Below are 20,433 nucleotides of genomic sequence, written 5' to 3' on the forward strand. Positions count from 1 at the left end.
GTGCTGCCGCCGCGCGTTGTCGACACCATCACCCGGGTCACCGGACGGCGACCGGTGGAAGCCCGCCCGTTGAGCGGCGGCTGCATCGGCGATGTGTTCCGGGTCGCCCTGGAGGGCTCGGGGTCGCTGGTCGCCAAGGTCGGCGACTCGGCCAGCGGCCTGGACCTCGAAGGCCATATGCTGGAGGTGCTGGGGCCGCACCTGCCGGTGCCCGAGGTGCTGCATGCCGAACCGAATCTGCTGCTGATGAGCTGGTTGCCCAATGACGGCGGCCTGACCGACGAATCGCAGATGCACGCCGCCGAGCTGTTGGCCAAGCTGCACGGGGTGCGGGGTCCGGCCTTCGGGCTCGACCGCGACACGCTGATTGGCGGCCTGCCGCAGCCCAACCCCTGGACCGAAAGCTGGCTCGCCTTTTTCCGCGATCAGCGCCTGCTGCATCGGGCCAGCGATGCCCAACGGGCCGGACGGCTGCCCGGGCGGCTGCTGGATCGGGTGGAGAAACTGGCCGCCAACCTCGGGCGCTGGTTGAGCGAACCGGACCATCCGTCGCTGCTGCATGGGGACATGTGGACCGGCAATGTGCTCTGTCAGGGCCGCCGCATCGCCGGATTCGTCGATCCGGCCTGCTATTACGGCGATCCGGAAATCGAACTGGCCTTCTCGACGATGTTCGGCACCTTCGGGCGGGCGTTTTTTCACCGCTACGAACAACTGCGGCCCATCGCCCCGGGCTTTTTCGAGGAACGGAAGGACCTCTATAACCTCTATCCGCTGCTCGTCCACGTCCGGCTGTTCGGCGGCTCCTACGTGGGTTCCGTCGAGCGTACGTTAAGCCGATTCGGGTGTTGAGGTTGCACTGCCAGGGAGAGAGGCAAATCCGAATTTTCCGTTCCCGGCACGATGGGCAATATTGCGGTGGTTGAAATATGTAAATTGGTGGTCGTCACCTGGGCTCACACAGTTATGTGAGCCCCCGAGTTTTCGCTTATCAAGTTCCTAGTGTGACTTGCCATCCTTCTTAATGATGAGCGACACCGCCATATCAATACGATGGAGTTGCTTACGAAGCGGGGCGCAATCTGGATAAGCGGCTTGCAGCTTCTGTTTGAGCACACCTAGAACACGAATGAGTCCTGACTCTGATTGAGCCGCTTCCACATATGGTCCCTTGCTGTCCTTGCCGCGAGAATAAACATCGAAGAATTCCGAGCCGTTGAGTTGGTCACGACTGAACTCCAAAGCGAGCCATTCTTCCAGCGTCGTATACAGCCTGTTTAAGCGCAGGTAGGCACCATAGGGCAGTACCGACGATTGAATCGCCGCTTTGACAATCTTTCCAGTCTCAATGTGCTCTGCAATGGTCATAGAACCGGCCGGCCGTCGCTCGGAACTGCCGAACATCAAATTGTAGGGAATGGTGGACTCACTCGGCTGAGGCATCACGGTTCCCTTCGACCGAGCCCGGCGTCGGTCTTGCGGCGTTTTGGCAGCAGGACTTAGGAAGACCTCCAGTGAAGGCACTGAGTCTCCAATCCAGGTTTCTTCGGTAATAGGAGTTGGAATAGCGTCGATTTTTGCCATGAGCGCCTCGAAGTCGTAGCCTTGGCTACCATCGGTCGCAACATAGAGATCACTATTGTACGGAAAATACATTCCAGGCCAAACCGACTTTCGAAGGTGCCAGCCTTGTTGATGCGCCCATGCCTGTCGAATCTCATCGTTGTGAGGATTGCCATAGGGCTCATCGACGAGGAGAAATTGCCCGTTCTCCGGATCAACCCACCCCGTCGAGTGGTCAGAGTAGGGCAATTTGAAGATTGGATTTACATTATGGCTGTAGCTGGAGGGGCGGAGACCCGTGTACTCCATGAAGCGAAGTGAACGCTCAGCCATGCAGATGTTGCGCTGTGCACTATCCTGAGACTTGGTCAGCAAGTCGCAAACAAAGTGGTCTGCGGCGACCATGCGCATCCAGCCAAATCCGCGTACTCGCTTGAAGTCTGACTTGCCGCAAATTTTGAGTACCGGCTTGGAAAGCCTGACCTTAAGAGTTTCACGCCCACAGCGGTGGGTTTTGCTATCAAGCCAATAAACCGTCAATAGCACCATATGGTGCCCCGTCGCCTTATTGTTCGACGGTAGCATGCGAAGTGCGTGCCGGAAATTCGTGAAATTGGCGGCCTGTGCGGCAAGATCAAGCGCATAGGCGTGCTTGACTCCCCGCTCTTTCTTGATCTGGGTCGCGAGACGCTTGACCCCATCGAGAGTCGAGGGACGCAGGTTATCTTTCAACATAGCCGTTCTCCTGGCTTGATCTCATAGCGTCACTCGCCAACCACTACTCAAGCCCGAACGCTTGTTGAAAGGATCTCCTTAAATACAAGGCAGCGCTGTCAACAGCTTTGGAATGGCGAGTGCCAAGCTCCTGCCAAAAGCACCGTTATCATAAGGCGCATCAGAGAAAAGTTCAATCGAAAAACGAGACCTTATTCGAATAGATTGTGCGCACCCTCCCCTCGTTCGACCAAACGTGATACGCGCTATGCCTCAATTTCGTCCCCCGCCTCAATCTGCGTCAGCAGATCCCCGACCACCCGGCACAGCCGCGCCAGGTCCTGAGGTTCGGACAGTCGGTGATCGCCGTCCTTGACCAGCAACAGTTCCACATCGGTCGAGCGGATTTGTTCGGCGATGCGCAACGAGGTGGACCAGGGCACGTCGGGGTCCCGCTGACCATGGATCAGGCGCACCGGACAGGTCAACTCGATATCGTCGCGCAACAGCAGCATGTCGCGCCCGTCCTCCACCAGCTTGCGGGTGATCGGCGTTGGCTCGTCGGAATAGGGGCTGGGCAGATCGACCCGTCCGTCGCGCATCAATCTGGCCCATTGGTTGTCGGACAGCTCATCGGGCAAAAGGTCCTCGGTGAAATCCGGTGCCGCCGCCAGTCCGACCAGTCCGGCCACCCGTTCCGGGCGGGCCAGGGCGACCAACAGCATGATCCAGCCGCCCATGCTTGATCCGACCAGAATCTGAGGCCCCTCGGTCAGCGAATCGAGCACCGAAACGGCATCCCAGGCCCAGTCGCCGATACAACCGTCGACGAATTCGCCGGAGGATTGCCCATGACCGGTATAGTCGAAACGCACAAAGGCCTGCCCGCGCCGACGGCAAAAATCCTCCAATGCCAAGGCCTTGCTGCCCTGCATGTCGGACTTGAAGCCGGTCAGAAACACAACACCAGGTGTGTTGCCTGCCGTTCTGTGGTAGGCGATGGACGCGCCGTTGTCCCGTGATAGACTCTGCGGCGTGTCCCCCTGTGTGGGGGAGTCATCGTTCATAGCATTCCTCGTTCCGACCGGATCATGACCCAGAGTTTCGAAGATAACATTACCGATGTCGAGGTGGAACCGGTGGACCTGTCCATTGTTCACGCCGGACGCGGGGCGACCGTGTTGCAGGTTCTCCCCGCCATGGGACCGCAGGGCGGGGTCGAACGGGGCACTGTCGACGTGGCCGCCGCCATCGTCGAAGCCGGGGGGCGGGCCATTGTCGCCGCCGAGGAAGGGGTGCTGGCCTTCGAGCTGAAGCGCCATAACGCCGAATTCGTGCCGTTGCCCCTGGCCAGCAAGAATCCCTTGGTCATGTGGAAGAACATCACCCGGCTGGCCGACCTGATCCGGCAGGAGCAGGTGGATCTGGTCCATGCCCGCTCCCGCGCCCCGGCCTGGAGTGCCTATCGGGCGTGCCAAATCACCGGGACGCCTTTCGTCACCACCTTCCATGGCACCTACGGCCATACCAACTTTTTCAAGCGTTGGTACAATTCGGTGATGACTCGCGGCGAGCCGATCATCGCCATTTCCAAGTTCATCGCCGCCCATATCCATCGCATTTACGGCGTGCCGTCGCATCGGGTACGGGTGATCCACCGGGGCATCGACACCCGGCATTTCGATCCGGAAAATGTCAGCGCCGAGCGGGTCATCCAGTTGGCGCGCAAGTGGCGGCTGCCCGATGGCGCGCCGGTGATCACCCTGCCCGGACGTTTGACCCGCTGGAAGGGCCAGATGCAACTGGTCGAGGCCATTGCCCAATTGGGACGCAAAGATATCCACTGCCTGTTGATCGGCTCCGACCAGGGACGCAGCGCCTATCGTGCCGAACTGGAGGCCCACATCGTCGCCCAGGGGGTCGCCGGTCTGGTGCAGATCATCGACGATTGCCGCGACATGCCTGCCGCCTACAAACTCTCCGATGTGGTGGTTTCGGCCTCCATCGAGCCCGAGGCCTTCGGGCGCGTTGCCGCCGAGGCCCAGGCCATGCGTCGTCCGGTGATCGCCACCAATCACGGCGGGGCGCGGGAAACGGTGATCGAGGGCGAAACCGGCTGGCTGGTGCCGCCCAATGACCCGGCGGCCCTGGCCCGTGCCCTCGACAAGGCCCTCTCGCTTACCCCGCAGGCCCGTCAGGAACTGGCGCTGCGGGCCCGTGACCATGTGTGCCGCCATTTTTCTAAGGAAAGCATGACCGCCGCCACCCTGGCCGTCTACGACGAGGTGCTGCATCCGCAGCAGCGCGCAGGCCGATGACCGAGGCAACGGCGGCGCGGGTGCTGATCATCAAGCTTGGGGCGCTGGGCGACTTCGTCCAGGCGTTGGGGCCGATACAGGCAATTCGTGCCCATCACCCCACGGCCCATATCACCTTGCTGACCACCCGCCCTTATGTTGCCCTGGCCGAGGCCAGCGGTTGGGTCGATGAAGTCTGGATCGACCGCAAGCCGAAACTGTGGCAGATCGGCCCGTTGTGGGATCTCCGGCGACGACTGCGCGGGGGGAAATTCGACAGGGTTTATGACCTGCAAACCTCCGACCGCAGCGGTTCCTATTTCCGACTGATGGGCCGCCCCGAATGGTCGGGCATCGCCGCCGGTTGTGCCCTGCCCCATGCCAACCCCCGGCGCGATTTCATGCATACCCTCGACCGGCAGGCGGAACAGCTCCGTATGGCCGGGATTGAGCGGGTCCCCTTTCCCGATCTGTCCTGGGCCGGTATCGACGTCGATCCCGCGTCCTTCGGTCTGAAAGGCCCCTATGCCCTGCTGGTGCCCGGCGGGGCGGCTCATCGTCCGGCCAAACGCTGGCCCGCCGAACGCTATGGGGCCCTGGCTCAGGCGCTCCAGGAACGCGGCCTTACCCCCGTTGTGCTTGGCACCGAGGCCGAAAGGCAGGCGGAACAACAAATGCTGGCCCTGTGCCCGCAGGCCGTCTCGCTGCTCGGGCGCACCAATTTTTTGCAGCTCGCCGGACTGGCCCGCCGCGCCGCCCTTGCGGTGGGCAACGATTCCGGCCCCATGCATTTGATCGCCCTTGTGGGCACCCCGTCGTTGGTGCTCTATTCCCACGAGTCCGACCCGGAATTATGTGCCCAGCGCGGACCAAGGGTTGCGATCCTGCGCCGACCGGCGCTGACGGACTTGACTGTCGAAGACGTCCTGGAGGCCCTGCCATGACCTGTGAAATCTATATCTGCAAACCCGGCCAGGCGCTCAAGGAAGGGCGCATGGAAATGAACGCGGATATCTCCAGCAAGGAAGAAGCCATTTCCGACGCCGAGCGGCGGGTCAAGATGAGCCCCGGCATCGCCAAGATCGCCTATTACCTGCTTTCCGACTCCGGCTCCTTTCGCTGCATCTACACCCACACCAACGACGCCCCGGCCACCTCGAAACCGCCCCGGCGACACGGTGGCGGCGGCCCCTCCGGCCCGGTCAAGGTGGCGGCCAAGAAGAAAAAGCCCAAGGGGCTGATCGGCAAATTGAAAGATTGGGTGAACAGTTAGTGGAGACGCCCCATGAAAAAGCTGAACATCGCTCTCGCCCTTGGTCTCGCTCTTAGCCTGATCGCCAACGGTCTTCTTGTCTGGCGGGACAGGCAGGCCCCGACATTGACCGACAATACCCTTGCAGCTTTTACCGGCAACATTCTTCCCGCCGGTCAGATGTTGCAGATGCCGATATCGGCCTACTCCGACCGGGCGTCGTTCGAGGCCGACGTCTATGGCTCGCCCATTGCCTGGACTCCCTACGTGGAATATCCGGTTGTCGGGCGGGTCATCCCTTTGACCAGCGATACCGCCCGCGAGCTTATGGCTTCGGCTCCCGCTGTCCCGGCGACGGTGGAGGGAATCGTTCGTCTGCTCGACTGGTATGCCGCCTGCCAATGGAACAAGTGCCTGCAGGCGGTGCCCGGGATCGACACGCCGGAGGCCCGGCAATCGGTGAAGCTGTTCTGCAATGGTCTGGTCTCGGTTTTCCGTACCCTTCTGCTGTCCCAGGGCATTGTCTCCCGTCCCGTGGTCTTCGAGTTCAAGGACGTCTATGGCGGGGCCTCCCATACTTTCTTGGAGGTTTGGGCCACCGACCTGAAAAAATGGATCTATGTGGACCCCTTTTACAAAACCTATGCCCCCTTGAGCGTCGGCGAACTGGTCGCCGCTGGAAATACCGAGCGGATCGTTTTCCGGAATCTGGCTCCCGATGAACGGGCGGTGACCGATGATCAAAGCCGCCGCCGCGAAATCGCCCAGACCTTCCGCGAGGGCTGGCACCTTTGGAGCGTCTACAACGGACTCACAGGTACCCGTAGCGCCTATTTCTATCCCGAGACCTACGGTCCCGACGTCTCCAATCACCGTCCCGATAATTTCGGCCCATTTGACCAGGACATGCCCTATTGAGACCTCATCGGGAATCGCGGGTGATTCCTTGACAGATTCCCATATCCCCGTACAGTGCCGCCCCTCATTGTTGTGCTTTCAAGGACCCCGAAATGGTTGCCATTACCCTGCCCGACGGCAGCGTCCGTTCGTTCGATCATCCCGTTAGCGGTGCTGAGATCGCCGCTGATATCGGCCCCGGTCTGGCCAAGGCGGCGCTTGCCGTGACCGTCGATGGCAAGATGGTGGATCTGTCCACCGTCATCAAGACCGATGCCCATGTGGCGCTGATCACCGCCAAGGACGAACAGGCTTTGGAATTGCTGCGCCATGACGCGGCCCATGTGATGGCGCAGGCGGTGCAGGAATTATGGCCCGGCACCCAGGTGACCATCGGTCCGGCCATCGAGAACGGTTTCTATTACGATTTCGCCAAGGCCGAGCCTTTCGTGCCCGAGGACCTGGAGACCATCGAGCAGCGCATGAAGGAGATCGTCAAGCGCGACCTGCCATTCAGCCGCGAGGTCTGGGACCGGGACCGGGCCATGCAGACGTTTGCCGAGATCGGTGAAAAGTACAAGGTCGAGATCATTCGCGACATCATCCCCGAAGGCGAAGAGGTCTCCATCTACCATCAGGGCGACTGGTTCGACGTCTGTCGCGGGCCGCACCTGCCCTCCACCGGCAAGCTGGGCACCCATTTCAAGCTGATGAAACTGGCCGGGGCCTATTGGCGCGGCGATTCCCGCAATGCCATGCTGCAACGGATCTATGGCACCTGCTGGGCGACCAAGGAGCAATTGCGCGACCACTTGCATATGCTCGAAGAGGCGGAAAAGCGCGACCATCGCCGCCTGGGCCGCGAGATGGATCTGTTCCATCTTCAGGAAGAGGCCGCCGGATCGGTGTTCTGGCATCCGCACGGCTGGTCCATCTACCGCAATCTGCAAAACTACATGCGCGGCCGTCTGGAGGCCGAGGGCTATGTGGAGGTCAACACGCCGCAACTGGTCGACCGCAGCCTATGGGAACGCTCTGGTCATTGGGAAAAATTCGGCGACAACATGTTCACCTCGGAAGTCGAGGAAAAGACCCTCGCCATCAAGCCGATGAACTGCCCCTGCCATGTGCAGATTTTCAATCAGGGCATGAAGAGCTATCGCGACCTGCCGTTGCGCATGGCCGAGTTCGGGTCCTGTCACCGCAACGAGCCGTCGGGGGCCTTGCACGGCCTGATGCGGGTCCGGGCCTTCACCCAGGACGACGCCCATATTTTCTGCACCGAGGACCAGATCACCAGCGAAACGAAGATCTTTTGCGACCTGTTGCTGTCGATCTACAAGGACCTTGGGTTCGAGGACGTGATGGTAAAATTTTCCGACCGGCCGCCGGTGCGCGCCGGATCGGATGAAACCTGGGACAAGGCCGAGCACGCCCTGAAGGAAGCCACCGAGGCGGCGGGCCTCGACTGGACGCTGAATCCGGGCGAGGGGGCCTTCTATGGGCCGAAGCTGGAATTCGTGCTGCGCGATGCCATCGGCCGCGACTGGCAGTGCGGCACCTTGCAGGTGGACTTCGTGCTGCCCGAGCGTTTGGGCGCGGAATATGTGGGCGAGGACGGCGAAAAACACCGTCCGGTCATGCTGCACCGGGCGATTCTCGGATCGTTCGAGCGTTTCATCGGCATTCTGATCGAAAATTATACCGGCAAGTTTCCGTTGTGGCTGGCCCCGCTCCAGGTGGTGGTCGCGCCGATCACCAACGACATAGACGGCTATGCGACGGAGGTCACCGAGACCCTCAAACAGGCCGGTTTGCGCGCCAAAGCTGACCTGCGGCATGAAAAAATCAACTACAAGATTCGCGAACACAGCCATGCCAAGGTGCCGGTGATCCTGGTTGTTGGCGGTCGGGAGCGGGATCAGAAACAGGTCGCCTTGCGGCGTCTCGGCGGCAAGGATCAAGAAATCCTTGCGTTGGATGAGGCAGTCGCTAGACTTACCGACGAGGCTGCCAGCCCGCTTCACAAAAAGTGACGCGGGTGGTTGCGTTCAACGGAAACATCAACGGGGGCCCTGTTTTGCGGGAATCGGTCTTGGGGACAGATTGGCGAGCGGATGCCTCCACAGAAAATGGAGATTATTCATAGCCAGGTCGCCCAGCCAGACGCCGCCGTCCAAGGATGGTCCGCGCATCAACGAAGATATCAGTGTCCCGTCCGTTCGCCTTGTGGGTGCTGACGGTGAAATGTTAGGCGTCGTTTCCGTTCGGGAGGCCCTTGAAGTGGCTGCCGACGCGGGACTCGATCTGGTTGAGGTTTCTCCCAATGCCGACCCACCGGTCTGCAAGATTCTGGATTACGGAAAATTCAAGTACGAGAACCAGAAGAAAAAAGCCGAGGCGCGCAAAAAGCAGAAGGTCATTGAGGTCAAGGAAATCAAGATGCGTCCCGGCATCGACCAGCACGACTACGATGTCAAAATGCGCAAGGTCCGCGAATTCCTGGAAAACGGCGACAAGGTCAAGATGACCATGCGTTTCCGGGGTCGCGAGATGGCTCACCAGGAATTGGGCATGAAAGTGCTCATCAAGGCCCGCGAGGAAGTGACCGAGCAGGCCAAGGTGGAGATGGAGCCGCGCATGGAAGGTCGTCAGATGACCATGGTCCTGTCGCCGCGCTGAACTCCGTCGTCAAAAATCCGAGCGATTGCTGACCGCCGCTTCGTGGAAGGTCGCCATGCCGGTGTGGCATTCAACGGCGGCCCGGGCCAGGCCGACGGCGAGCACCGCGCCGGAGGCCTCGCCCAGGCGCATGCCCAGATCGAGCAGCGGTTTCTTGTCAATATGCTGCACCAGCCTCTGGTGACCCGGTTCGGCGGAGACATGGGCCACCGCGCAATGATCCAGCGTGCCGGGCTGGAAGACCTGCAACACGGCGGCGGCGGCGGTGCAGACGTAGCCGTCGAGCAGCACCGGAATACGCAGCAGACGGGCCGCCAGAATGGCTCCGACGATCGCCGCCAATTCCCGCCCGCCAAGACAGCGCAACACTTCCAGAGCATCGGTCATCAGCGGCGCATGGAGGGCCACCGATTGTTCGATGATTTCGGTTTTATGGGCCAGCGCCTCCCCCTCGACCCCGGTCCCCGGCCCGACCCAATGGGCCGCATGGCCGCCGAACATCGCCTGACAGAGAGCGGCGGCGGAAGAGGTGTTGCCGATTCCCATTTCACCCAGACACAACAGGTCGGCCTTGCGGTCGATGGCCTGCATGCCGAAACTCAGGGCATGGACCACTTCCTCCTCGTTCATGGCGGGCTGCTGGGAAAAATCGGCGGTGGGCCGGTCGAGCGCCATTTCATCGACCACCAGGGAGACATCGAAACAGCGGCACAACTGGTTGATGGCGGCTCCGCCAGCCAGGAAATTGGCCACCATCTGGCCGGTAACCTCGGGTGGAAAGGCCGACACGCCCTGTGCCGTGATGCCATGATTTCCAGCGAAAACGTGAGCGCAAACGTTATCCAGACGCGGCGGATGACGTCCCTGCCAGGCGGACAGCCATTTGCTCAAATCCTCCAATCGGCCGAGGGACCCTGCCGGTTTGGTCAATTGCGGCTCCAGGGAGACGGCCCGCTTGGCCGTATCGTCGTCGGGGCCGGGCAGATGACGCAGCAGCTCGCGGAGCTGATCGAGACTGTCAATTTCGGGCAACTGGGTCATGGTGCGCTTCCCCCTGGCGAATGACTACCTTTCTGACCTATAACCCATCCCAGTCTTGCTGCAAAAGGAAACCCCATGGAATCTCGGGATCATTCGACACCGACGGGGCGCGATCTACTGATTGCGGTCGGTTTTCTGACCCGGCTTCCGGTCCCGTTGCCTGATGACCGGACGCCGCAGGCGCTGGCACGCGCGGTCTGGGCCTTTCCCATTGTTGGGATGATCGTCGGCGGATTTGCGTCTCTGGTCTGGGTGCTGGCCGATCTGTCACGCCTGCCGCCCGAACTTTCCGCTTTGCTGGCATTGCTGACAACAGTGGTCTTGACCGGCGGCCTGCATGAGGATGGGCTGGCCGATCTGATGGACGGCCTGGGCGGCGGCTGGACAGCTCCGCAACGGCTGGAGATCATGCGCGATTCCAGGGTCGGGACGTTCGGCGTGCTGGCGATGATCTTTTCCATCGCCTTGCGGGTGGCCGTTTTGGCGGCGCTGGACGGCGCGGCGCCGGTGGTGACGCTGCTGCTGGCCAGCGAAACCCTGTCGCGGGGGATCGTGCCGCAGGTCATGCTGCGACTGCCCCCGGCGCGGGCCGATGGCCTGGGTCAAGGTGCTGGACGACCGGCGGAGGGGGTGGCCAATCTGGCGCTGCTGATCGCCGGGGGACTGGTCTTGCTGCTGCTCGGTTTCCAGGTTGGTGGCGGGGCCTTGCTGGCCGCCGGAGTGGCCGCCTGGGGCATGGCCGAACTGGCGCGGGCCAAACTCGGCGGACAGACCGGCGATGTGCTGGGCGCGGTCCAGCAGGCGGCGTCGATCGCTGCCCTGATTGGCGCCCTGGGCAGCGCCCGTTGGGGAGGCTGGGGATGAGCCACACGACCCGTTGGTGGTGGGTGCGTCATGCACCGGTCCCCTTCACCCTGCACGGCGGACGCATCTATGGCAGTCAGGACTTGTCCTGCGATTGTTCCAACCGGACCGCCTTCGAGGGATTGGCGCGGCAACTGCCGACCGGGGCGGTGCTGGTGACCAGTCCGCTCAAACGGACCTGGGAGACCGCAGCGGCGATCGCCGAGGCCGGACTTGCCCTGCCCGAAGCGGAACGGGAAACCGCCTTCATCGAACAGGATTTCGGCGCCTGGCACGGCACCACCTGGGATGCCCTGCGCGACGCCGATGATGGGGCCATGGCGGCTTTCTGGAAGGTTCCGGCGCTGACCCGGACCCCGGACGGCGAGAGTTTCGCCGATGTGATGATCCGCGTCGCTCCGGCCATGGAACGGTTGACCGAAATTCATGCCGGTCGGGATATCATCGTCGTCGCCCATGGCGGGTCGATCCGCGCCGCCCTGGGCCATGCCCTGGGACTGGCCCCCGGGCAGGCGCTGAGTTTTCGCATCGACAATCTGTCAATCACCCGCATTGATCATATTCCCACCGGCCATCTGGGCGGCTACGGTGGGGTCTGGCGGGTGGCGGCGGTCAACCGCTCCCCCGTTCCCGAAGCCACCGGAGACCCCGTTTGATGACCGAAGCCTTGTCCCTGCCCCCCCTGACCCTGATCCTCGGCGGCATTCGCTCGGGCAAGAGCGCCTATGGGGAAAGCCTGATCGAGGCGGCGGGCGGCGGGATTTATCTGGCCACCGCCGAGGCCCGCGACACGGAAATGCGGGCGCGTATTCAAAAACACCGGGAACGGCGCGGATCGCAATGGCAGACCATCGAGGCCCCGCTGGACCTGTTGTCGGCGATCCAGGCGGCCCGTCGTCCGGTGCTGGTGGACTGTCTGACCCTCTGGCTGTCCAATTTGGTCGAAGCCAAGGCCGATGTCACCTCCCAGGTGCGCCAGTTGAGTTCGGCCCTGCTCGCGCCGCCGGTGCCGGTGGTGCTGATCAGCAACGAGGTCGGTCTCGGAGGCATCGCCGCCCATCCCATGGCCCGCGGCTTCGCCGACCTGCAAGGGGCCACCAACCAGATTTTCGCCGAAGTGGCGCGGCGGGTGGTTCTCATCACCGCCGGACTTCCCCTGACCCTGAAGGACGCAACATCGCCATGACACCTCGTATTCCCGCCACCGTCATCACCGGCTTTCTCGGGGCCGGCAAAACCACCCTGATCCGCCATCTGATCGAGACCGCCAACGGGCGGCGTCTCGCCCTGATCATCAATGAATTCGGCGATCTGGGTGTGGACCGCGAGCTGCTCACAGGCTGCGGGATTGAGGGATGTCGCGACGAGGACGTAATCGAACTGTCCAACGGCTGTCTATGCTGCACGGTGGCCGATGAATTCCTGCCAACCATCCAGAAACTGCTCGATCAACCGCTGCCCCCTGATCATATCATTATCGAAACATCTGGTCTGGCTCTTCCCAAGCCCTTGATTAAGGCTTTTGATTGGCCGGAAGTCCGCTCCCGAGTCACCGTCGATGGGGTGATTGCGGTGATCGACGCCCCGGCTGTGGCCGAGGGTCGTTTCGCTTACGATCCGGCTGCCGTGGCGGCGGAAGCGGCGGCAGACGGGGCGCTGGCCCATGATGACGCCCTGGAAGAGTTGTTCGAGGATCAACTGGCCTGCGCCGATCTGGTGGTGCTCAACAAAACCGATCTGACTGACGCCAACGCTCTGGCCCGGGTTCTGGCGACCGTCACCGGGGGACTGCGCCCGAGGGTGCGGCTTTTGCAGGCCCAACAGGGCCGGGTGGATAGCCGGGTGGTGCTGGGGTTGCAGGCGGCGGCGGAGGACGATTTGGACGCCCGTCCGTCGCACCATGACGCCCCCCACGACGCCCATGACCATGACGACTTCGAGAGTTTCGTCGTCAATCTGGGGCCGGTGCCCGACCCGGCGGCGCTGGAGGATCGTCTGCGCTCGGCGACGCTGGCCCACGACATCCTGCGGGTCAAGGGGTTCCTGAATGTGCCCGGCAAGCCATTGCGTCATGTGCTGCAAGCCGTCGGACCGCGCATCGAACGCTATTTCGACCGTCCCTGGAGCACCGGGGAAGCGCGGGTTAGCCGTCTGGTGGTGATCGGTCATCAGGGCATGGATCGGGGTGAAATAACCGCGCTGCTAACAGGTTGAGCTTGGACAGGGACTCCTTATGAGAGTCCTTATGATTGAAATTTTTCCTTAAAAATCGTACCCTGTGTCCATAATAATGATATGCGCAGGGAGGTCGGAAATGGGGAGACTATTTTTCACGGTCTTGGCCGTGGCGTTTGTGGCCGCCTATGCGGCTCGGGCCGAGAACCCGGCCATGAACAGCGACGCCATTCAACAACTGGTCAATGGCAACACCGCCGTCGGCAAGGGAATCCTTGCTTTCTACGATACCGATGGCACGGTGCGGGCGCGCAATAACGAAGGCTATTATTCAGGTCGCTGGTGGGTCAGCCAGTCCGGCAAGCATTGTGTGCATTGGGAGGGCGACCCCCGCGAGTCCTGTCTCGGCATCCGCCAGGACTCGCCCAGTCGCTATATGGTTCTCGATGACGGCCAAGTGGTCGGCGATTTTTCCATAATCCCCGGAAATCCGCACGGCCTGTGAGACCCGTTGGACGAAATTGACTTGATTCTCAGGGCAGAGACGCTACCTATGCGGCCTCCCTGTTGCCCTGGAGTTTCTGAATGCATCTGCTTGCCGCCACCGCGGGCGAAATCACCGATGGGTCGGAAGCGGTCGATCTGGGGCAGACTCCCGGTGACATCCTGTTCCTGAGCGCGGCGGACACGGAACTGTCCAGTTTGGCGCGGGCCAACCGCCAAAGATTGGCGGACCGACCCCAGGCCCCGTCTCTGCGTCTGGCCTCGGTGCTGCATCTGGGGCACCCCCTGTCGGTGGATCTTTACGTGGAGACCATGGTCTCGCGGGCCAAATTGGTGATCGTGCGGCTGCTCGGCGGACGGAGCTATTGGCCCTATGGGGTCGAACAGGTGATTCAGAGTTGCCATCGACATGACATTGCCCTGGCCCTGCTGCCCGGCGACGATCATCCGGACCCGGAATTGCTCCAGGCGTCCACTTTAGACACCCCCGCCTGTCATCGTTTATGGCAATATATGGTATATGGTGGGGTAGATAACAGCTACCAGTTCCTAAACTACTGTGATTCCCTGCTGCAACCGGGCACCGACTGGCGCGAACCCGCGCCGTTACTCAAGGCCGGGCTTTATGGCGTGTCAACTTTGGACGAATGGCGGCGGGATTTACCCCGAACAGCCCCTGTAGCGGCTCTTGTTTTCTATCGGGCGCTGGTTCATTCGGGCAATGTTTCTGCTATTGATGCCTTGATAACACAATTAAAACAACGCGATATATCTGTTCTGCCCATTTTCGTCAGCAGCTTGAAGGACCCGGTGTCCGCTGCGACCCTTACCGACATATTTGAACAGGTAGTTCCAAACGTGATTCTCAACGCGACGGCCTTCGCGGTGGCCGCGCCGGGGGATAATTTGACCCTTTCGCCCCTGTCGGCCCCCGGATGTCCGGTGTTGCAGGTGGTCGCCTCGGGGGGCAGTGAGCAAAATTGGCGCGACGGCACCCGGGGCCTGTCGGCGCGGGACATCGCCATGAATGTGGCCTTACCGGAAGTGGACGGACGCATCCTGGCCGGGGTGCTCAGTTTCAAGGGACCGGCGGAACGGGACGAGGCCACCCAATGCGAACTGGTGCGCTATCGTCCGCTGGCCGACCGGGTGGCTTTCATCGCCGATCTGGCCGCCAACTGGGTTCGCCTTGGACAGACGCCGCCGCCCGAACGCAAGGTCGCCCTGATCCTGGCCAATTATCCGACCCGCGACGGGCGCATCGGCAACGGCGTCGGGCTGGACACGCCGGCCGCCGCCCTCACCATTTTGCGCGCCCTGGCAGTGGCAGGATATACGGTTGAGGGCACGCCCACCGACGGCGATGACTTGATCCGACAGCTCCTGGACGGTCCGACCAACCGGCACCACAAAACCCCTGTCAGCAACCTGCAAATCCGGGCCTCGCTCTCGCGCCGCGACTACGACAGCTGGTTCAACACCCTCCCCCTCACCACCCGCCGCCGGGTGCTGGCCCGCTGGGGGGCACCGGAAACCGATCCCCGGTATCGCAGCGACGGTTCGTTCAATATCGCAGTACTGCCCCTGGGCAATCTGGTGGTGGGCATCCAACCGGCGCGCGGCTACGACATCGACCCGCAAAGCAGCTACCACGACCCGGACCTGGTGCCGCCGCATGGCTACCTGGCTTTTTATGCCTGGCTGACCCGGGAATTCGGCACCCAGGCGATGATTCATTTGGGCAAGCACGGCAATCTGGAATGGCTGCCGGGCAAGTCCCTGGCGCTGTCCGAGGAATGCTTTCCGCAGGCCATTCTCGGCCCGCTGCCGCATCTTTATCCGTTTATCGTCAACGATCCGGGGGAGGGCACTCAGGCCAAGCGGCGCACCCAGGGGGTGATCATCGACCACCTCACGCCGCCGCTGACCCGGGCCGAGAGTTACGGTCCGCTGCGTGACCTGGAACGGCTGGTGGATGAATATTACGAAGCGGCCGGGGTCGATCCGCGCCGTCTGGTCCTGCTGCGCGACGAGATTCTGTCTCTCAGCCGGGTCACCGGTCTGGATGTGGATTGCGGCATTGCCGAGGGCGAGGCGGCCTCCGAGGCCCTGGGCAAGCTGGATAACTATCTGTGCGAATTGAAGGAATTGCAAATCCGCGACGGCCTGCATGTGTTTGGGGAGAGCCCCCGAGGCGATCTACTGACTCATATTCTGGTCGCCCTGGCCCGGGTGCCGCGGGGCGACGGACAGGGGCCGCGAGCCTCGTTGCTGCGCGCCCTGGCCGATGATCTGCAACTGGGGTTTGATCCCCTGGATTGTGTTCTGGGCGATCCCTGGCGCGGCTCCCGACCCGAATCCTTGGCCTCGTCCGATCCCTGGCGGACCCTTGGCGATACGGTGGAGCGGCTGGAAAATCTGGCTGCGGATCTGGTCGCAGGCAAACGGACGATGGACGCCTCCTGGTCCCGGACACAAGCCGTCATGGGGGCCATCGAAACCGAAATCCGCCCGGCGGTGGCGGCCTGCGGGACGGCGGAGATGGCGGCCCTGCTGCGCGGGCTGGATGGCAAATTCGTTGCCCCGGGACCGTCGGGCGCCCCGACCCGGGGACGCCCCGATGTGCTGCCCACCGGACGCAATTTCTATTCGGTGGATGTGCGCGCGGTGCCGACCCCGGCGGCCTGGACCCTGGGCTGGAAATCGGCCACTTTGCTTATTGAGCGCCATGCCCAGGAACAAGGCGATTGGCCGCGCCGACTGGCCCTGACTGCCTGGGGCACCTCGAACATGCGTACCGGCGGCGACGATATTTCCCAGGCCCTGGCCCTGCTCGGGGTCAAGCCGACCTGGGATCAAATCTCCGGTCGGGTGACGGGTTTCGAAATTCTGCCGGTCACGGTTTTGGGGCGTCCCCGGGTGGACGTAACCCTGCGCATTTCGGGCTTTTTCCGCGATGCCTTTCCGGGGTTGATCGACCTGTTCGATTCGGCGACCCGGGCGGTGGCGGGGCTCGACGAATCCCCCGAGGACAATCCCCTGGCCGCCCGGGTGCGCGAAGAAAAAACAACCAACATAACCGACGGACTGAGCCCCGCCGAGGCCGAACGGCGCGCCGCAACCCGGGTGTTCGGTTCCAAACCGGGGGCCTATGGGGCCGGATTGCAGGCCCTGATTGATGAGAAAGGCTGGGAGAGTGCCGACGATCTGGCGCGGGCCTATGTGGCCTGGGGCGGCTGGGCCTATGGGGCCGGGGCCCAGGGCGAGAAGGCCCATGGGCTGTTCGAACAGCGGCTCGGTCATGTGGAAGCGGTAATCCAGAACCAGGACAACCGCGAGCATGATATTCTCGATTCCGACGATTACTACCAGTTCGAGGGCGGCATGACCGCTGCCGTGCGGATGCTGTCGGGTCAGCAGCCGACGGTCTATCACCCCGACCACTCGCGCCCCGAATCGCCCCGAATCCGTACCCTTGACGAGGAAGTGGCCCGAGTGGTCCGGGCCCGCGCCGCCAACCCCAAATGGATCGCCGGAGTGATGCGTCATGGCTACAAGGGGGCGTTTGAGATGGCCGCCACGGTGGATTATCTGTTTGCCTTTGCCGCCACCGCCCGCTGCGTCCGCGACGCCCATTTCGATGCGGTCTTCGATGCCTATCTGGGCGATGAGACGGTGCGCCGGTTTATCGCCGATCATAATCCGGCGGCCCTTTCCGAGATGGCGGACCGCTTCCGCGAAGCCATCGACCGTCACCTGTGGACACCGCGCCGCAATTCGACCCCCGAGATTCTGGACCGTCTGACCATTCCCGAGAGGGAGACCTGAAATGCGCGAGACCTTCTATGCCCGGCCCTATCTGCTGTTGACCCTGGCGGTCAGTTTCTGGTCGATTAATTTTGTCGTCGGACGGGCCATCCATGCGGAGATCCCGCCGGTCGGGCTGGCCTGGTGGCGGTGGGCCGGGGCTTTGCTGCTGGTCACCCCATTGGCTTGGCGGCACCTGAGCGAGGATTGGCCCGCCTTGCGTCAGGGCTGGAAAGTGACCACGCTCTGTGCCCTGACCGGCATCACCTTGTTCAATACCCTGATTTATGCGGCGCTGCATCACACGGTGGCGATCAATGCCGCCTTGCTGCAATCGGCCATGCCGACGCTGATTGTGGTGCTGGCCTTTGTGTCGCGGGGTGATTCCTTTCGACCGGTGCAATTGCTGGGGCTGTTTGTTTCCACCTTTGGTGTGTTGACGGTCATCACCCGAGGAGATGTGGCTTCGCTGCTCAACCTCAGCTTCAACCGGGGCGATCTGTTGGTGGTCGGGGCGGTGATTTCCTACGCCGTCTATTCGGTAGCGGTCAAGCAGCGCCCGGCGGTGCATCCCATGAGTTTCCTGTGGGCGATTTTTGCCGTCGGCTTGGTCATATTGACGCCGGTTTACGTTTGGGAACATCTGTCCGGACAGGTGATGCCGCTCGATCAGCCCCTCGCCTGGGCCACGGTAGGCTATGTCGCGCTGTTTCCGTCGCTGCTGTCCTACCTGTTTTTTAATCGCGGGGTAGAGTTGGTCGGGCCGGGGCGGGCCGGGCTGTTCATTCATTTTCTGCCGGTTTTCACCAGCCTGCTGGCGGTGGCGGTATTGGGCGAAGCCTTCCTTTGGTACCATGGGGTTGGACTGGCCTTAATTCTCGGCGGTATTGCCCTGGCCAACCGCAAGTAATCCTTAAGACATTTCGGCTAGGCTCCGACCATCTAGGAGTCTGGACATGATCCGATTATCGCGCCGCCGTACCCATGAGATTCTGGAACTCGCCCGCCCCGGCGACCGCAAAAGCCGGCTGTTCGATATCCTCATGTTCACCCTGGTCAGCCTCAATGTTCTGGCAGTGATCTTGGAAAGCGTCGAAACCCTGGCCCAGATGTTCGGCCTGTTGTTTTATGTGTTTGATGCGCTTTCCGTCTTCATTTTTACCATCGAGTATGTGTTGCGCATCTGGTCGAGCACCGAAGACCCTGAATATGGCCGATCCGGTCCCATTTGGGGCCGCATCCGTCAGATTCTGTCACCCATGTGTTTGATCGACCTGATGGCCTTTCTGCCGTTTTATCTGCACTTCTTCATCCCCATTGATCTACGCTTCATGCGGGCGCTGCGGCTGTTCCGAATTTTTAAGCTGACCCGCTACAATCCGGTCATGTCGATGATGCTCAATGTGCTGCGCCAGGAAGCCCCGTCGGTGATGGCGGGCACCTATATTTTGGTGATTATGATCATCGTCGCGTCGAGCTTTATCCACCTGTTCGAACAAGAGGCACAGCCGGATAAATTCGGTTCCATTCCCCAGGCCATGTATTGGTCGGCGATTACGCTGACCACTGTCGGCTTCGGTGACGTCACCCCCATCACGCCGCTGGGCAAACTGTTTTCGGTGCTGGTGGCTATTCTCGGAGTCGGTATGGTGGCGCTGCCCACCGGCCTGCTGGCCTCGGCCTTTGCCTCGGAAATGCGTGGGCGTCGGGCGCGCTATCGGGACATGGTGGATACGGCCTTGCAGGACGGCATGATCGACGACAACGAATCCGCCCTGCTTCAAAGCATGCGCGAGGAGTTGGGATTGAGCGAACGGGAGGCACGGGAAATTGCCAAACAGGCCTATAAGATCATCCAGATGCCCAAGGCCTGTCCCAATTGTGGTCATGCGCTGCCCACCGGACAGCCACACACCCATTCAGACCATCACTGACGCGCATTGCGCCAGGCAGCGCCAATCAACAGCAGCCAGCCGCCCATGAGCAAAAAACCGCCGGTCGGGGCCAATCCGGGCAGGGGCAGTTGGCCGACCAGCGACATGTAATAGAGGGTGCCGCAGAACAGCACGATGCCCGCCTGAAAGGCCGCCCCGGCCAGACTGACCAGCCTTGACGCAGGCCACAGATGAGCCATCCAGGCGACTCCCAGCAGGGCCAGCCCGTGGGCCAACTGATAGCGCTCGCCGATCTGGAAAATGGGCAGATAGGAATTGCCGTCGCCCTGCATCATGTGCCAGCCATAGGCCCCGGCAATCACCGCGCACAGGGCGTTCACCGCCGCCAGGGTGATCCACAAACGCATGTCAGAGGCCGCACATGCCGCCGCCGCAACCGCCCATACCGCACATGCCGGGCATGGGTTTGGGGGCCGGGGCCGGGTCGGTATTCTTGGAACCCGCCACGTTGGGGGCCATGATCGCCTTGCTGATATCCGTATCGCCGCATTCACTACAGCTCAGCTTGTGAGAGGCTTTTTGGGCTTCGTAATCGGCGCTGCTCTTGAACCACTGTTCGAACTGATGCCCGTGGGCGCACTTCAGGTTATAGACCATCATTGTCAGGGACCCTCGTCTCAAGGCGTTACATCATTGCTGGCGCATATATAGCCTCGTCTCCGTCCGTCGCCAAGGGGCGCAT

At 61.9% G+C, this 20,433-nt stretch carries 20 protein-coding genes; 15 read left to right on the forward strand and 5 right to left on the reverse strand.

Features of this window, described 5'->3' with window-relative positions; translation table 11 throughout:
* Positions 1 to 852, forward strand: coding sequence for a fructosamine kinase family protein (locus ACYQ1P_RS05220; RefSeq protein ID WP_460019287.1), 852 nt, complete (start codon positions 1 to 3; stop codon positions 850 to 852).
* A 147-nt stretch (positions 853 to 999) separates the two neighbouring features.
* On the opposite strand, the gene ACYQ1P_RS05225 is transcribed toward ACYQ1P_RS05220, so the two are convergent.
* Together ACYQ1P_RS05225 and ACYQ1P_RS05230 are read right to left on the reverse strand one after the other, a co-directional pair.
* On the reverse strand, positions 1,000 to 2,298 hold the full coding sequence (locus ACYQ1P_RS05225) for a DUF5623 domain-containing protein (protein ID WP_460019288.1): 1,299 nt from the start codon (positions 2,296 to 2,298) through the stop codon (positions 1,000 to 1,002).
* A 245-nt stretch (positions 2,299 to 2,543) separates the two neighbouring features.
* The gene (locus tag ACYQ1P_RS05230; RefSeq protein ID WP_460019289.1) at positions 2,544 to 3,344 is read right to left on the reverse strand and encodes an alpha/beta hydrolase; all 801 of its coding nucleotides are present in this window, start codon (positions 3,342 to 3,344) and stop codon (positions 2,544 to 2,546) included.
* Between the two features lie 24 nt (positions 3,345 to 3,368).
* Between ACYQ1P_RS05230 and ACYQ1P_RS05235 the strand changes: the two genes are divergently transcribed.
* The 6 genes from ACYQ1P_RS05235 (at position 3,369) to infC (ending at position 9,405) form a co-directional block, all read left to right on the forward strand.
* Positions 3,369 to 4,595 (forward strand): glycosyltransferase family 4 protein, encoded by a 1,227-nt coding sequence (locus tag ACYQ1P_RS05235; RefSeq protein ID WP_460019290.1) that lies wholly within the window; start codon positions 3,369 to 3,371, stop codon positions 4,593 to 4,595.
* The gene (locus tag ACYQ1P_RS05240) at positions 4,592 to 5,518 is read left to right on the forward strand and encodes a glycosyltransferase family 9 protein (RefSeq protein WP_460019291.1); all 927 of its coding nucleotides are present in this window, start codon (positions 4,592 to 4,594) and stop codon (positions 5,516 to 5,518) included. The genes ACYQ1P_RS05235 and ACYQ1P_RS05240 overlap by 4 nt, the downstream gene beginning before the upstream one ends.
* The gene (locus ACYQ1P_RS05245) at positions 5,515 to 5,847 is read left to right on the forward strand and encodes a hypothetical protein (protein ID WP_460019292.1); all 333 of its coding nucleotides are present in this window, start codon (positions 5,515 to 5,517) and stop codon (positions 5,845 to 5,847) included. Before ACYQ1P_RS05240 ends, ACYQ1P_RS05245 begins: the two co-directional genes overlap by 4 nt.
* Positions 5,848 to 5,859: 12 nt before the next feature.
* Positions 5,860 to 6,744 carry a transglutaminase-like domain-containing protein gene (locus ACYQ1P_RS05250; protein ID WP_460019293.1) on the forward strand — a complete coding sequence of 295 codons (885 nt, stop codon included), beginning with the start codon at positions 5,860 to 5,862 and terminating at the stop codon, positions 6,742 to 6,744.
* 92 nt (positions 6,745 to 6,836) lie between these two features.
* Positions 6,837 to 8,759 carry a threonine--tRNA ligase gene (gene thrS / locus ACYQ1P_RS05255; RefSeq protein ID WP_460019294.1) on the forward strand — a complete coding sequence of 641 codons (1,923 nt, stop codon included), beginning with the start codon at positions 6,837 to 6,839 and terminating at the stop codon, positions 8,757 to 8,759.
* A gap of 109 nt (positions 8,760 to 8,868) precedes the next feature.
* The gene (infC, locus tag ACYQ1P_RS05260) at positions 8,869 to 9,405 is read left to right on the forward strand and encodes a translation initiation factor IF-3 (RefSeq protein ID WP_460020134.1); all 537 of its coding nucleotides are present in this window, start codon (positions 8,869 to 8,871) and stop codon (positions 9,403 to 9,405) included.
* Positions 9,406 to 9,414: 9 nt separating this feature from the next.
* Here infC and cobT read toward each other — a convergent pair whose 3' ends face one another.
* The gene (gene cobT / locus ACYQ1P_RS05265; protein WP_460019295.1) at positions 9,415 to 10,446 is read right to left on the reverse strand and encodes a nicotinate-nucleotide--dimethylbenzimidazole phosphoribosyltransferase; all 1,032 of its coding nucleotides are present in this window, start codon (positions 10,444 to 10,446) and stop codon (positions 9,415 to 9,417) included.
* A 75-nt stretch (positions 10,447 to 10,521) separates the two neighbouring features.
* Here cobT and cobS point away from each other — a divergent pair, with 75 nt between their 5' ends.
* The 8 genes from cobS (at position 10,522) to ACYQ1P_RS05305 (ending at position 19,730) form a co-directional block, all read left to right on the forward strand.
* Entirely contained in the window at positions 10,522 to 11,310 is a 789-nt protein-coding gene (gene cobS / locus ACYQ1P_RS05270; RefSeq protein WP_460019296.1) for an adenosylcobinamide-GDP ribazoletransferase, read from the forward strand.
* The gene (locus ACYQ1P_RS05275; RefSeq protein ID WP_460019297.1) at positions 11,307 to 11,966 is read left to right on the forward strand and encodes a histidine phosphatase family protein; all 660 of its coding nucleotides are present in this window, start codon (positions 11,307 to 11,309) and stop codon (positions 11,964 to 11,966) included. Before cobS ends, ACYQ1P_RS05275 begins: the two co-directional genes overlap by 4 nt.
* On the forward strand, positions 11,966 to 12,496 hold the full coding sequence (gene cobU / locus ACYQ1P_RS05280) for a bifunctional adenosylcobinamide kinase/adenosylcobinamide-phosphate guanylyltransferase (RefSeq protein WP_460019298.1): 531 nt from the start codon (positions 11,966 to 11,968) through the stop codon (positions 12,494 to 12,496). Before ACYQ1P_RS05275 ends, cobU begins: the two co-directional genes overlap by 1 nt.
* Entirely contained in the window at positions 12,493 to 13,524 is a 1,032-nt protein-coding gene (gene cobW / locus ACYQ1P_RS05285) for a cobalamin biosynthesis protein CobW (RefSeq protein ID WP_460019299.1), read from the forward strand. The genes cobU and cobW overlap by 4 nt, the downstream gene beginning before the upstream one ends.
* A 100-nt stretch (positions 13,525 to 13,624) precedes the next feature.
* The gene (locus tag ACYQ1P_RS05290; protein ID WP_460019300.1) at positions 13,625 to 13,990 is read left to right on the forward strand and encodes a hypothetical protein; all 366 of its coding nucleotides are present in this window, start codon (positions 13,625 to 13,627) and stop codon (positions 13,988 to 13,990) included.
* An 80-nt stretch (positions 13,991 to 14,070) separates the two neighbouring features.
* Complete coding sequence (cobN, locus tag ACYQ1P_RS05295; protein WP_460019301.1) at positions 14,071 to 17,817, forward strand: cobaltochelatase subunit CobN; 3,747 nt, start codon at positions 14,071 to 14,073, stop codon at positions 17,815 to 17,817.
* A 1-nt stretch (position 17,818) separates the two neighbouring features.
* Positions 17,819 to 18,706, forward strand: coding sequence for a DMT family transporter (locus ACYQ1P_RS05300; RefSeq protein ID WP_460019302.1), 888 nt, complete (start codon positions 17,819 to 17,821; stop codon positions 18,704 to 18,706).
* A gap of 46 nt (positions 18,707 to 18,752) precedes the next feature.
* On the forward strand, positions 18,753 to 19,730 hold the full coding sequence (locus ACYQ1P_RS05305; protein WP_460019303.1) for an ion transporter: 978 nt from the start codon (positions 18,753 to 18,755) through the stop codon (positions 19,728 to 19,730).
* Here the strand turns inward: ACYQ1P_RS05305 and ACYQ1P_RS05310 are convergent.
* A complete protein-coding gene (locus ACYQ1P_RS05310; protein ID WP_460019304.1) occupies positions 19,724 to 20,098 on the reverse strand; it encodes a DUF423 domain-containing protein in 375 nt (124 codons plus the stop codon). The two genes, ACYQ1P_RS05305 and ACYQ1P_RS05310, sit on opposite strands and share 7 nt — an antisense overlap.
* Before the next feature lies 1 nt (position 20,099).
* Positions 20,100 to 20,351: a DUF1178 family protein gene (locus ACYQ1P_RS05315; protein ID WP_460019305.1), complete on the reverse strand. Its 252-nt coding sequence runs from the start codon at positions 20,349 to 20,351 to the stop codon at positions 20,100 to 20,102.
* Positions 20,352 to 20,433 lie beyond the last annotated feature (82 nt).

Source organism: Magnetospira thiophila (genome assembly GCF_054657015.1).